This is a genomic window from Pseudonocardia parietis, from assembly GCF_017876315.1.
Lineage (GTDB): Bacteria > Actinomycetota > Actinomycetes > Mycobacteriales > Pseudonocardiaceae > Pseudonocardia > Pseudonocardia parietis.
On record NZ_JAGINU010000001.1, the window covers coordinates 4,901,411 to 4,914,092 of the forward strand.

Below are 12,682 nucleotides of genomic sequence, written 5' to 3' on the forward strand. Positions count from 1 at the left end.
TGAGCACGTATCAGGCCTCCACAGGGGCCGGCGCGGCGGTGCCGACGCGATCCGTCCCGGCCGGAGTCGGCGGTGGGACGGTCTCGATCCGTTGTGTCCCGACCGAGGTCGGCGGCGAGACAGTGCCGATGGTCTCCATATCCTTGGTGAACTCGACGTACTCGTCGTTCATCAACGCCCGGGGTTCGAACCCCGGACTCGCCATCACGCCGTGCACCCGGCGCCGTTGCATGCCGAAGTTCCCGCCGTCGTAGATCGGGAAGATCGCGGCTTCACGCAGGTACTTCTCGAACATGTGCTTCTTGTCCGCGCTGTTCACACCGACGACCTGGAGACACTTGTAGACCGCGTCGAACAGCAACTCGGTGCAGAAGACCTTGTTCATCGCACCGATCAATTCGCCATGGTAGTCGTGCTGGTCGATGTAGTGGGCCGCCTTCCAGCAGAAATAGCGGCTCGCCTCGATCTTCGCGGCCACATCCCCGAGCACGTAGCCGACGTACTGATGGTGGATGATCGGGTGCGGGCCGCCGGCGGTGTAGGTCTTCGCCCACGACAGTGCCGCCTCGTACGCCGCCCGGGCCACGCCCACCGCCGCGATTCCGGCGACCGGGCCCGACCACGCAAAATTGCGGTTGATCAGTAGGTCACCGTTCCCCTGCGTCCCCTCCACCAGATTCTCGCGGGGGACCCGCGCATTGTCGAAGACGACTTCGGAGTTGGGCGTGAGTCGGTGACCGAACGAGTCGATCGTGGAGAACGTGACGCCGGGCGTACCGCGATCGACGAGCAGGGCCGCGAGGCCCTCGGTCCCACCCTTCTCGGGATTCGTGCGCACGACGTACAGGCTCGTGTTGGCGCCGGCGCCGTCCCATCCGCCCACGTTGCAGGGCCAGTACTTCCGGCCGTTGATCACGTAGTGGTCCCCGTCGAGCCTGGCCGTCACGCCGATACCCGCAGGTGCGGGCAGTGGCGTGTCGAAGTTGGCCGTACCGCCCGGCGTCCCGGCAGGCTCACTCGCCCCGTAACCGACGATCCACTCGCCGCTCGGGTCGGACGTCGCCGCACCCAGAACCTTCTCCTTCTGTTCCTCGGTGCCCCAGTACCAGACCGGGAGAAGACCGAGGCCGTTGACCAGAACGGTGCACGCGAAACCTGGATCGACCGCGCAGATCTCCTCCGCCGCGAGAATCAGCTCGACGTTGGTCAGCCCGCCACCGCCGTACTCCTTCGGCAACATGCAGAAGGCGATTCCGCGTCGATACGCCTCAATATAAGCGGGCTTCGTCATCTGGAACGCCGTGAGCGGATCCGGCTCCCGGTCGGCGCCCCGAACAATGGGAGCCAGGACGCTCTCCGCGAAATCGCGCGCATCCAGCTGAACCTTCTTCTGCGCATCGCTGAGCGTGAAATCGATCGCCATCTGACACACCACTTTCTCGAACATCAGCAATTCGGTAACCAGCGGGGACCGGGAACACGACTTCCCGGAACATGACCAGTCTCACACTCCGATCACCCCGGATGAAGAACGTACGAACGGAGAGCAGCGAACCCGGCACGAACGTCGCCGGCGATGGCACGAACGGTCGCGGCGACCGACTGCGAGGTCTCCTACCGGGACCATCGGGGGTGCGAGCCACCGCGATCGCACCGGGCGCCACCCCACGCCCGGTGCGGGTCAGACCCCGAGTGCCTGACGCACGGTTCGCGTCCAGCGCCTGGACACCGGGATCTCTTCCGCGTGGTGGTAGTCGGTACTCAACGCGATCAGGCCGTTCCCCTTGTGGTCGACCCGGCGCACGCGGTCCGGGTTGACCAGAAAGCTCCGATGCACACGGACGAATCCGTGCCGGCCCAACTCGCGCTGGGCGTTGTCCATCCCTCGTTGCACAGCCCGGAAACGGCCGTGGTCGGTGATGAGCCAGACGGAGTGACGGCTTGCCTCGGCGAACCGGATCTCCTTCGGGTCCAGGAGCAGGACGGAGTCACCGGCCAGCGCGGCGACTCGGGCGGCAATCCCTCGGCCCGTCTCCGGAGGCTCGATGGTGTGCGCGGCCGGGTCGTGCCCGGACACGTCGGTGCTCGACAGGATCCATCCGACAAGTCCGGCCGATCCGGCCACCGGGGTGATCAGATACGTCTCGGGACCGGCCGCCGTCGGACCGATGGCCGCCACGCCACGCCAGGACGGGTCATTCCGGGCATTCGCGAACGACTCCCGTGCGATCCGGTGGAACGGCGACTGGTGTTCCCCGTGCCCTGTAGAATGTTCGCCGGTCAGGCCCCGGACATCGTCGGTCGTGGCGAGCAGATTGCCCGCCAGGTCGAGGGCGATGCGCCGGGGCGGGGGCCCGGCGTCCCTCGCCTCGAACTGCTGCATCACGATGAGAGTGTCGCTGCCGGTGACAGCACCCGAGCGTGAGTGCGAGAGGCCGCTCTGCATTCGATGCTCCTTTGCATCCCTCGACTGTCCAGACCTCATCCGTGCCGTGACGGACCGGGGGGTGCACCGCCGAGGACGCCGTAACCCTCCATCGACTTGGTGTAGGTGAACGGATCGCCGTCGACGAAGATGTCAGGGGTGAACCCCGGGTCCGCCATCACCCCCCAGGCCTTACGCCGTTGCATTCCGAGACTTCCCGAGTCGTACAGTGGGAAGACGATCGCCTCGCGATAGAACTTCTCCATGCCGAATTTCCGGTCGACTGCGTTGACGCCGACGATCCGCATGCAGTCGACGACAACGGTCTGCATGAGGTCTCCGCAGAATGTCTTGGCCATCGCGCCGAGCGCATGCCCCTCGCTGTCGTATTTGTCGAGGTAGTGGGCTGCCTTCCAACACAGGTAACGACCTGACTCGATCTTCGCTGCTATCTCGGCGAGCAGGTGACCGACGGCCTGATGACCGATGATCGGCGAGGACCCACCTCCGGTGTAGGTTTTGGACCATTTCAGGGCGAACTCGTACGCGCCGCGGGCGACACCGACCGCCGCGATGCCCGCCAGGGGCCCGGACCACGTGAAGTTCCGATTGATGACGAGGTCGCCGTCACCATCCGCAAACAGGTTCTCCTCCGGTACGCGGACATCACGGAATGTCATCGTGACGTTCTGACAGGTGCGTAAACCGATCTTGTCGATGACCTCGTACTCGATGCCCGGCGTTCCCCGTTCGACGACGATCGCGCTCAAGGCCTCCTTGCCCCCCTTCGTGCGGTCGGTCCGCACGATGCACAGGTTGGCGTCAGCGCCCCGCAGGTCCCACCCACCGGCGTTGCACGGCCAGTGCTTCTCCCCGTTGAGCACGTACTCGCCGTTCGCGCGGTCGTGATCGGCGACGAGCTGGATCCCGGCGGTGGGGCTGGGATGGTCGAAGTTCGCAGTGCCGCCCCGCTCGCTGACCACCCACCCACCAAGATGGTCCGTGCTCGTCTCCGCGGTGGCCAGGCCGATCCACTTCTCACACTGCTCCCGGGTGCCGAACCAGGTCAGCGGCATCAGCGCGAGCCCGTTCACGAGCAGGATCGTGGGGAACCCCGCGTCCACCGCGCTGAGCTCCTCGGTGGCGATCATGAGGTCGATGATCGAGCCACCGCCTCCGCCGTACTTCGCCGGCAGGAAGTCGGTGGCGAGCCCCATGGCGTGCGCCTGCTCGAACACGGGTTTCATGGCGACGAACGCCTCGTGCGGGTCATCGATACGGTCCGCCCGCTCCGCGGCCGGTCGCAGCACCTCGCGGGCGAACTCACGAACGTCGTACTTCAGCTTCTTCTGGGCGCTGCTCAACTCGAAATCGACCGACATCCGATCCTCCGCTCCTTTCCGGCTCTCCGAGCCGGTGCCGGTGACGTCGTCGTCAGGACGCGTCGGTGCGGGTCATCAGTCCGAGCGCGCCCCGCAGACCCACGTCGTTCGCGGCCAGGTCATCGACGGTGGCGGCGTCGAGAACTGCGAAGTAGGAGTCCAACGCCTCTGCGAACACACTCCGGGCACCACACACCCCGGCCACGCGGCAGAACCGTGCGGGCCCGAGGCACTCGACGACGGCAAAGTCGTCCTCCATCGCCCGCATGACGTCGCCCAGCGTGATGGTCGCCGGGTCGCGCACCATCCGGACGCCACCACCCCGGCCCCTGCTCGTCTGTACGAGGCCGGCCGCCACCATGCGCTGGACGACCTTGTCCAGATGGTTCCGGGAGATGCGATGGGCACTGGCGATGTCGCCGATCGAGCCACGGCGGTCCGCCGCGACACGCAGGTAGAGCAGGACACGCACGGCGTAGTCGGCGTGGTTCGTGTGCTTCATCGCCCAGCTCATCTCGATGAGGCGAGCGCCGGGCCGACCTGTGGCAGGCCGGCGCTCGAAGCAGTGGACCAACCCCAGAGCCCCGGGGACACGAGCCGTTACCGTCGTCCGTGACCGTGAATCGGTAGGCGGGATACTACTTTGAAGTCTGGAGGCGGAGCAACCGTGCACCGGGCCCGGCCGAGCGCCGCCGCGGCCGCCTCGCGCGGGCCCCAGCCGCCCACGTTGGGCGGGACGTCATGGCCGGCATCACCAGCACCCAGCGGGAGCAGTTCGGCGGTACCGGCCGTCGCCCCGTGCTCGGGAGCCCGAACACGATGCCGGCCTACACCCGGCTCTGACCCGAACCGAGCTCGAAGCACGACGGCAGCCAGGTGAGCACGACGGAGAACATCGACGCCAGGACGATCGGGAGCATCATGAGCGACCAGCCGATCGCCGGCAACGGGAGGCACTGAGACCGAGCTCCTCGGCGAGCGGCTGGGCGGCCGACGCCAGCACTGCCTCGTCTCCAGTTGACGACGTAGAGCGCGACCAGCAGCGCTGTGAAGCTCCATGCCGGGTTATGGCCCGAGACGTGGTCGGCTCACCGTCACGGGTCGAGCGTGACGAGCAACGCGGGGTGGTCGGTGCTGCCGCGCAGATCGATCGACCGGGAGCCGGTCACGACCAGGCCGGACGTCGTGACGACGTGCTGGCGGCCGTCGTCACGGGCCCGGAGGTCGACGGTCACCACGTCGAACAGACACCGGCACTGAGCGAGAGCAAACGCGCGGGTCGTGTAGGCCAGACGCGAGGCGCTGGTCGCTGGTCGCTGGTCGCCGGGAAGGTGCGCCGCGATGCGAACGGCTGACCGGCCGGGGTACTCGACGAGCCCGCTGTCGCCTCTCAGAAGACGATGGTCGTGGTGTCGTTGAGCAGTACCCGGTCGTCACAGTGCGCCTCCACCGCACGCGCCAGCACGACCCGCTCGATATCGGCGCCGCGCCGGGCGATCTCCCGCACCGACTGACGGTGCGTGATCCGCGCGACGTCCTGCTCGATGATCGGACCCTCGTCCAGATCCTCGGTCACGTAGTGCGCCGTGGCCCCCACGAGCTTGACCCCACGCTTCTTCGCCTGGTCGTACGGCCCCGCACCGGCGAACGCGGGCAGGAACGAATGATGGATGTTGATCGCCGGAACCCCCACCCGGTGTAGGAAGTCACCGCTGAGCACCTGCATGTACCGGGCCAGCACGACGAGATCGACCCGCCCGTCGAGCAGATCGAGCTGCTGCTGCTCGGCCTGCTCCTTGGTCGCCTTGAACACCGGAATGTGGGCGAACGGGACATCGAACCCCGCCACGTCCTTCTCCAGATCCGGATGGTTCGACACCACCTGCACGACATCCACCGGCAGCTCACCACGCCGCCACCGCCACAGCAGATCCAGCAGGCAGTGGTCGAACTTCGACACGAACAGCGCCACCCGCTTCGGGATCTCCGCCGCCGTCATCCGGAACTCCATACCCAGCCGGGTGGCCACCTCCGCCGCGAACTCCCGTTCCAGCGCGGGCAGCCGATCCAGGAACCCGGGCAGGTGGAACACGATCCGCTGGAAGAACTTCCCACCCTCGTGATCGGTGGAGTTCTGATCCGCCTGCACGATGTTCGCACCCCGGGCCTGCAGGAACGCCGTCACCGACGCCACGATCCCCGGACCGTCCTGACAGGACATCAACAGATGCCCCTGGTCGTGCAGGGCCCCATCCCGGGCCCACTGGTCCCGCCGGTCCGGCGCCACGACGGTGGCGCGGGAGAGCTCTGACCTCGCCTCGTTCATCAGATCTCCTGCATTCGGTTCGTCAGCTCCGCGGGAGCGGTGAGTGACCGTGCTCGGGCCCGGTCACGTCGATGCCGTACTCGGCGCCGGCGTCGAGCAGGACGTCGAACAGGTATTGGCCACTGGAGCGTTCGCAGTGCAGCAGGTAGGACGGTGTGGGGGTGTCGGGGTCGTCGTCGCGGATCAGGTCGGTGGCCAGGCCGGCGACCGAGGTGCGCAGCGCAGCGCCGGCCGGTGTGGAGTCGTGGTGCAGGTCGATACCGCAGATCTTGGCCAGGACCTCGGCGCTGCGCCGCCCGCGCAGCCGGATCAGGGCCCGGCCGTGGGTCAGGTCCAGCACCGACACGAACTCACCCGTGGCCTGTGCGGCATGTTCGAGATGTTCGCGCAGCGGTCGGGCGGTGGCGGGTGGGCCGATGACCAGCCATTCCCCCGGCCCGGACCCGACCGCGAGCACGGGGTGTCCGGCCTGTTCGGTGCGCACGGCCCGCCCGAACCGGGCACCGACGATGTCGCGCAGCGCCCCACCGAACGGGCCCCGGACCAGGACTTTGGCCCGGGCGGACTCGTCGGTGAGGGTGAGGTCGGCGGTGCTGCGCCGGGCACTGATCTGCCATCCGTCACGCTCGACAGGATCGGCTGCGGTGATCGGGGTCCGGGCCACGACGGTGTCAGGCACGTTGGCGTTCTCCCTTCGGGTCGAAATGCGCATGCCCTTCGATCACCCGCGCGGTGATATCGGCCCCGTCGGGTAGGTGCACGGTGAGGCGGGTGCCGGGCGCGGCGAGGTCGGGATCGACCTGCCCGAGGCAGATCGAACGGCGCAGCGTCGGTGACATCCGCGACGAGGTGATCCGCCCGGCGATCCGCCCGTCCGCCCGCACGATCTGACTGGCCTCGGCCGGCACGACCCGGCTGTCCTCGGGCTGGATCGCCACCAACACCGGATAGTCCCCGTGTTCCTGCTGCCAGACGAGTTCGGGTTTACCGACGAAATCGGGCTTGTCGAGTTTGATCAACCCGCCCAGGCCGGCGGTGTAGCCCTGGGACAGCCCATCGGTGTCCTGACCGACGATGAAATGCCCCTTCTCCAGGCGCAGGACCCGCTGTGCCTCCACCCCGAACGCCGCGATCCCCAGATCGTGGCCGGCCTCGATGAGGTGTTCCCAGACGTGGAGGCCGTAGGAGGCCGGGACATGGATCTCATAGGAGAGTTCGCCGGTGAACCCGATCCGCCACAGCACACAGTCGGCGACCCCGGCCACGGTCCCGGTCCGGACCTGCATGTAGCCGAACGCATCGGAGCCCAGATCCACGTCAGTGACCCGGGCCAGGAGTTCCCGCGAGCGGGGCCCGGCCAAATTCATGCTCGCGTAGGCGGTGGTGACCGGGGTGACGTGCACCTGCCAGTCCGGGTGCGAGGTCTGCAACCAGTCCTCGACCCACTCCCACACCGTCGCCGCCCCCGACGACGTCGTCGACATCAGGTAGTGATCCTCACCGAGGCGGCCGGTGACGCCGTCGTCCATCACCACACCGTCGTCGGCACACATCACCCCGTAGCGCACCCCACCCACCGGCAGTTTCGACCACTTGTTGACATAGAGCAGGTTCAGCAGCTTCGCCACGTCCGGGCCGCGCAGGTCCAGCTTCCCGATCGGGGTGACATCGATCAACCCCACCCGCTCACGCACCGCCCGCACCTCCGCGGCGGGGTCGCCGTAGTGCTCGGGGCGGATCCACTGCCCGGCCACCAACGGCGCGGCGTCGTGACGCTCGTGCCAGGGCTGCATCGGGGAGTGGCGCACCGGCTCCGGGACCCGCCCGGCCAGAGCACCGAGCGTCACCGGCGCATACATCGGGCGCCACGTCGTCGTGCCGGTCTCGGCGATACTGCGCCCGGTCGCCTCGGCCAACACCGCGACCGCGTTGACCGTCTCCAGCTTGCCCTGCGTCGGGCCCATCGTGACCGTGGTGTAGCGCTTCACGAGCTCGACGGAGTCGTAGCCCTCCTTCACCGCACTGACGATGTCCTTCGACGACACGTCCTCACACAGATCCACGAACCCGTGCGTGCTGCTACGGAACAACTCCGGATGCGGCGCCGGACGCAACGGCGGCACCGGCCGCGGGCCGTACCCCTCACCGGCCCCAAGGTCGGCGCCGGCGGCGGCACCGGCAGTGGCGGCCGTAGCCGTGGCGGCCCCGGCACCGACCGTGGCGGTGGCGGTGGCATCGGTAGCGGTGGTATCGGCGGGGGCGCCGACCTGCTGGTCGGGGCGGGTAGGGAGCTGTGCGCGGGTGACGCCGGCGGTGTGCGCGGCGCGGCGCGCGGCTTCCTGCCCGACCGCGCGGCCGTGCGCCACCAGCTCATCGGACGAGCCGTCCCCCACGACCCCGCCCGCCGCGAGCACCGAGTCCGGCAGCGCGGCCGGGTCGGGGACGAAGCGGGCCGAGCCGGGGTCATAGACCGGTAGGTCCCCGGCCATGTTCAGCAACGACGTCGGCGCGGTCCACCCGGTCGCGGTGACCAGCAGGTCACACGCGATCTGCGAACCGTCGGACAGTGTCACCGAACGCACCGCGCCCCGGCCCTCGGCGCGCACCACGTGTTCGCCGCGGCGGGCGTCGACGACCGCGGCGATCTCCACCCCGGCCCGCCGCAGGTCCTCCACCGCCGCATCCCCGGAGCCGTTGGCGCTCATCACCACCGCCCGCTGCCCGGGGCGGACCGCATACAGGTTGATCAGGCGCCGGACCGCGGTGGAGAGCATCACCCCGGGCAGATCGTTGCCCTCGAACACATACGGGCGCTCGATCAACCCCGGCGCGACCACGAACGACCGCGCCCGCGCCTTGATCAACCGCTCGAACACGTGCGGCAGCCCGCGCTGCACGATCGGAATCCAGTTGTCGTCATAGCGCGCGAGTGCCACCGAGTTGGTGAGGACCTCGATACCGGGCTCGGCCGCGACCTGCGCGCGCAGCTCCCGCAACGCCGCGAGATCGGCGGCGGTCCCCCAGCGCAGGTGCCCGCCGAGCTGGTGTTCTTCCTCGACCAGCATCACCTGGGCGCCGGCGCGGGCTGCGGCCACGGCGGAGGCCATCCCGGCCGGGCCGCCGCCGGCGACGACGACGTCGGGGTGGGCGTAGCGCTTGTCGAACACCGCCCCGGACGGCTCCGCGGACACCGTGCCGGCGTGCACGAACTGGCGCAGGACCTTCTCATACATCGGCCACAACGGCTCGGGCTTGATGAACGTCTTGTAGTAGAACCCGGTCGCCAGAAACCGGCCCACCAGACCGTTGACCGCCTTCAGGTCATACTTCAGCGACGGCCACGTGTTCTGCGACCGCACCTCCATCCCCTCGGCCACCAACCGATGCGCGCCGCGCACGTTCGGCTCGTCACCGACCTGGACCATGCAGCCCGGGTCGTGGAAATCCGCGGTCTGGATCCCCCGCGGGCGGTGGTACTTGTAGCTACGCGACAACACCCGCTCCCCCGCCGCCGCCAACGCCGAAGCGATCGTGTCCCCCGGGTGCGCGGTGCACGGTTTGCCGTTCCAGCGGAACTCCAGCAGCCGGGAGCGGTCGATCAGCTCACCGGGCTGCGGAGCCAGCCGCGCCGAGACCGTCGTGGTCGTGGTCGTGGCCGCGGTCATCAGGTCGCCCCCTGGGCGCGGTGGGCGTGGTGGGAGTTGGTGGCGGTGTCACGCTCCACGGCGAAATACCGGCGGCACCCCGCCCGGTGATACCACGACTCCGCCACCGTCCCGAGCGGGTTCGACTTCGCATACAGGAACCGGCGCCACTGCTGCGCAGACACCGTCTCCACCTCCGGGCGCGCCCGACGCTCACCGCCATAACGGAACTCGGTCACATTGCGGGGCCCGCACCACGGGCACGACAGCACCATCATCTACGTGTTCACCTCTCCACAGCCGCGCACGCAGCCGGAAACAGTCGGTCGGCTCGCTCGGGTCGCTCGCTCGGGCCGTCGGCTCGCTCGGGTCGCTCGAGTCGCTCGAGTCGGTCGGGTCGGTCGGGTCGGTCGGGACTCGGGCTAGTGGCCGACCGCGGCGGCACCCTTCTCACCCACCAACCGGCCCGCGGCGAACCGCTCGATACCGAACGCCGAAATGATCTCCGGGGGGCGGCCGTGCGCGATGCAGTCGGCCATCGCCTCCCCCGACACCGGACCGGCCTTGAACCCGTAGGTCCCCCACCCCACATCGACGTAGAAACCCTCCACCCCGGTCGGGCCCATGATCGGCGAGTAGTCCGGCGTCATGTCACACAGACCCGCCCACTGGCGCAGCAACCGCATCTTCGACAGAGCGGGCATGAGTTCCAGGACGTGCCCGCCCAGGCCTTCGGTGAACTCCAACGATCCCCGGATCGAGTAGGAGGCGAACGGGTCCACACTGGCCCCGAACACCAACTCACCACGGTCGGTCTGGCTGACATAGACGTGCAGCGTCCCGGACACCACCACCGTGTCCAGGAACGGCTTGACCGGCTCGGTCACCGCCGCCTGCAACGGGAACGTCTGCACCGGCATCTCCACCCCGGCCATATCCGAGATCAACGTCGACCAGCCCGCCGTGCAGTTCACCACCACCGGCGCCGAGACCCGGCCCTGGTCGGTCTGCACCCCGGTCACCTTCCCGGCGTCGACGTCGATACCGGTCACCGTGGTCTTCTGATGAATGTGCACCCCGTGCGCGTCCGCCCCCCGCGCGTACCCCCACACCACCGCGTCGTGGCGCACGATCCCACCCGGCGGGTGATACAGCGCCCCCAGGATCGGATACCGCGCATACGGCGACACATCCATGTGCGGGACCAGCTTCTTCACCTCGCCCGGATCGATCACATCCGAATCGACGTCCTGGAGCTTGTTGACCTCCGCCCGCCACCGCATCGTCCGCAACGACGAGTCGTTGTGCGCCAAGGTCATGTGCCCACGCTGGGAGAACATCACATTGAAGTTCAGATCCGCGGCCAGATGCTCATACAACTTCACCGAACGGTCATAGAACCGCACACCCTCCGGCGTCAGATAGTTCGACCGCAAGATCGCCGTGTTACGCCCCGAACCACCACCACCGATATAGGACTTCTCCAACACAGCGACATTCGTGATCCCATGATTCACAGCCAGGTAATACGCCGTCGCCAGACCATGCACACCACCACCGATGATGATCACGTCATAGGTATCGGCGAGGTCATGACCCCGCCACGCCCGCGGCCACTGCGCATCCGACACACCATGCTGAAACAGACTCCACGCGGAGTAACCACGGAGCTTGCCGTTCCCGTTGGTGCGGGACGCGGCGTGGCCGTTGCTGGAGATGGCCATGAACTTCCTCCTGGGGAGACGGCCGGTCGGACGGGTCGCCGTGGTGGAACCGAATCGGAGGGCCCGCCCCGCGTGAGGCGTCCGGCGCAGCCGGGGCTGCGACCACTCACCCGCCAAGGTGTGGTTATAGAACCATTAACGAGGCAACACTCCGGGCCGAGGAATGTCAACCCCGTCACAGCCCCCACGATCCCGCCCCCGGCCGGACGTGGCGGGTGACGCCGCAGGCCGGAGGTAGGGTTGACCCATGGCGCGGCCGGTGACATCCACGAAGCTGACGCAGGCTGTGGCTGATCACCTGCGCACGTTGATCCACCGGGGCGAGGTCGGACCCGCCGAGCGGCTCCCCCCGGAGCGCGAGCTCGCCGAGCAGCTGGGCGTGGCACGCATCAGCCTCCGGGAAGCGATCAAGCAGCTTCGCGACGAGGGCTACGTCGAGGTCAAGCGCGGGGCGACGGGCGGCACCTACGTCACCGAGCTCAGCCGGCCGGCGGCCGCGTGGCGGGCCCGGATGCGTACGCAGGACGGCGAGATCGACGACATCCTGGACTTCCGGATCGCACTCGAGACCGAAGCCGCCGTCCTCGCGGCCCGCCGGCACGATCGGAACGATCTCATCGCCCTCCAGAAGGCGATCGACGCACTGCGCGACACCGACGGACGGGCGACGTTCCGCCAAGCCGACTCGCAGTTCCATCTCGCCCTGGCCCGGGCGGCCCGCAGCGACCGGCTCGCGGAGGCGATCGAGGCGTCGCGCGGCGACCTCTTCAGCCCGCACGACCTGCTCCCCTACGCCGAGCCGGTCGAGGAGACGCTGCGTGACCACCAGCAGATTCTCGACACGGTGACGGCGCGGGACGGCGACAGCGCGGCCCGCATCATGCGCGAGCACCTGGACCGCACCCGGGCCCAGCTCCGGCGCATCGTCTTCGGCGACGAGGACGACTCGACCGAGCCTCCGAGCCGGGAACCTGCCGCGCAGCCTCCCGCCGGTACTCCTGCCCGAGGCCGCGGAAAGGGCACCCGCAGCGCCTCGTGAGGCGAACGGGGCGAACGGGGCGAACGCACGGCCGACGGTGACCCGGCGGCCCGGCCGCCCCACCCGTCCCACCAGGGTTGACTTTTGCTCGGGTTCGGTGTTGCCTCGGCAATGGTACTAAAACCACACCTTCGAGCCGCCC

At 68.5% G+C, this 12,682-nt stretch carries 11 protein-coding genes; 1 reads left to right on the forward strand and 10 read right to left on the reverse strand.

The annotated features are described in order from the left end of the window. Positions 1–10: 10 nt before the first annotated feature. From JOF36_RS22995 to JOF36_RS23040, 10 genes are all read right to left on the reverse strand, one after another. Positions 11–1,447, reverse strand: a complete 1,437-nt coding sequence (locus tag JOF36_RS22995; RefSeq protein WP_245350948.1) for an acyl-CoA dehydrogenase family protein — start codon at positions 1,445–1,447, stop codon at positions 11–13. Between the two features lie 234 nt (positions 1,448–1,681). Further along, positions 1,682–2,446 carry a LytTR family DNA-binding domain-containing protein gene (locus tag JOF36_RS23000; RefSeq protein ID WP_210030694.1) on the reverse strand — a complete coding sequence of 255 codons (765 nt, stop codon included), beginning with the start codon at positions 2,444–2,446 and terminating at the stop codon, positions 1,682–1,684. A 35-nt stretch (positions 2,447–2,481) separates the two neighbouring features. Beyond that, entirely contained in the window at positions 2,482–3,807 is a 1,326-nt protein-coding gene (locus tag JOF36_RS23005; RefSeq protein WP_210030695.1) for an acyl-CoA dehydrogenase family protein, read from the reverse strand. A gap of 52 nt (positions 3,808–3,859) precedes the next feature. Further along, complete coding sequence (locus JOF36_RS23010) at positions 3,860–4,309, reverse strand: RrF2 family transcriptional regulator (protein ID WP_210030697.1); 450 nt, start codon at positions 4,307–4,309, stop codon at positions 3,860–3,862. 592 nt (positions 4,310–4,901) lie between these two features. Continuing rightward, a complete protein-coding gene (locus JOF36_RS23015; protein WP_210030699.1) occupies positions 4,902–5,042 on the reverse strand; it encodes a hypothetical protein in 141 nt (46 codons plus the stop codon). A 155-nt stretch (positions 5,043–5,197) separates the two neighbouring features. Then, on the reverse strand, positions 5,198–6,133 hold the full coding sequence (gene purU, locus JOF36_RS23020; protein WP_210030701.1) for a formyltetrahydrofolate deformylase: 936 nt from the start codon (positions 6,131–6,133) through the stop codon (positions 5,198–5,200). A gap of 22 nt (positions 6,134–6,155) precedes the next feature. Further along, on the reverse strand, positions 6,156–6,812 hold the full coding sequence (locus JOF36_RS23025) for a sarcosine oxidase subunit gamma (protein WP_210030703.1): 657 nt from the start codon (positions 6,810–6,812) through the stop codon (positions 6,156–6,158). Continuing rightward, positions 6,805–9,798 (reverse strand): 2Fe-2S iron-sulfur cluster-binding protein, encoded by a 2,994-nt coding sequence (locus JOF36_RS23030; RefSeq protein WP_210030704.1) that lies wholly within the window; start codon positions 9,796–9,798, stop codon positions 6,805–6,807. Before JOF36_RS23030 ends, JOF36_RS23025 begins: the two co-directional genes overlap by 8 nt. Further along, entirely contained in the window at positions 9,798–10,055 is a 258-nt protein-coding gene (locus JOF36_RS23035; protein WP_210030705.1) for a sarcosine oxidase subunit delta, read from the reverse strand. Before JOF36_RS23035 ends, JOF36_RS23030 begins: the two co-directional genes overlap by 1 nt. A 144-nt stretch (positions 10,056–10,199) precedes the next feature. After that, entirely contained in the window at positions 10,200–11,501 is a 1,302-nt protein-coding gene (locus JOF36_RS23040) for an FAD-dependent oxidoreductase (RefSeq protein WP_210030706.1), read from the reverse strand. 247 nt (positions 11,502–11,748) lie between these two features. On the opposite strand from JOF36_RS23040, the gene JOF36_RS23045 reads away from it, so the two are divergent. Next, positions 11,749–12,540, forward strand: a complete 792-nt coding sequence (locus JOF36_RS23045; RefSeq protein WP_210030707.1) for a FadR/GntR family transcriptional regulator — start codon at positions 11,749–11,751, stop codon at positions 12,538–12,540. Positions 12,541–12,682: the final 142 nt, after the last annotated feature.

What these genes read in the sequence shown, in the direction of transcription:
- JOF36_RS23000 (WP_210030694.1), bottom strand. Translation starts at nt 2,446, where the DNA reads ATGCAGAGCGGCCTCTCGCACTCACGCTCGGGTGCTGTCACCGGCAGC.
- JOF36_RS23005 (WP_210030695.1), bottom strand. Translation starts at nt 3,807, where the DNA reads ATGTCGGTCGATTTCGAGTTGAGCAGCGCCCAGAAGAAGCTGAAGTAC.
- purU (WP_210030701.1), bottom strand. Translation starts at nt 6,133, where the DNA reads ATGAACGAGGCGAGGTCAGAGCTCTCCCGCGCCACCGTCGTGGCGCCG.
- JOF36_RS23030 (WP_210030704.1), bottom strand. Translation starts at nt 9,798, where the DNA reads ATGACCGCGGCCACGACCACGACCACGACGGTCTCGGCGCGGCTGGCT.
- JOF36_RS23040 (WP_210030706.1), bottom strand. Translation starts at nt 11,501, where the DNA reads ATGGCCATCTCCAGCAACGGCCACGCCGCGTCCCGCACCAACGGGAAC.
- JOF36_RS22995 (WP_245350948.1), bottom strand. Translation starts at nt 1,447, where the DNA reads ATGTTCGAGAAAGTGGTGTGTCAGATGGCGATCGATTTCACGCTCAGC.
- JOF36_RS23045 (WP_210030707.1), top strand. Translation starts at nt 11,749, where the DNA reads ATGGCGCGGCCGGTGACATCCACGAAGCTGACGCAGGCTGTGGCTGAT.
- JOF36_RS23010 (WP_210030697.1), bottom strand. Translation starts at nt 4,309, where the DNA reads ATGAAGCACACGAACCACGCCGACTACGCCGTGCGTGTCCTGCTCTAC.
- JOF36_RS23035 (WP_210030705.1), bottom strand. Translation starts at nt 10,055, where the DNA reads ATGATGGTGCTGTCGTGCCCGTGGTGCGGGCCCCGCAATGTGACCGAG.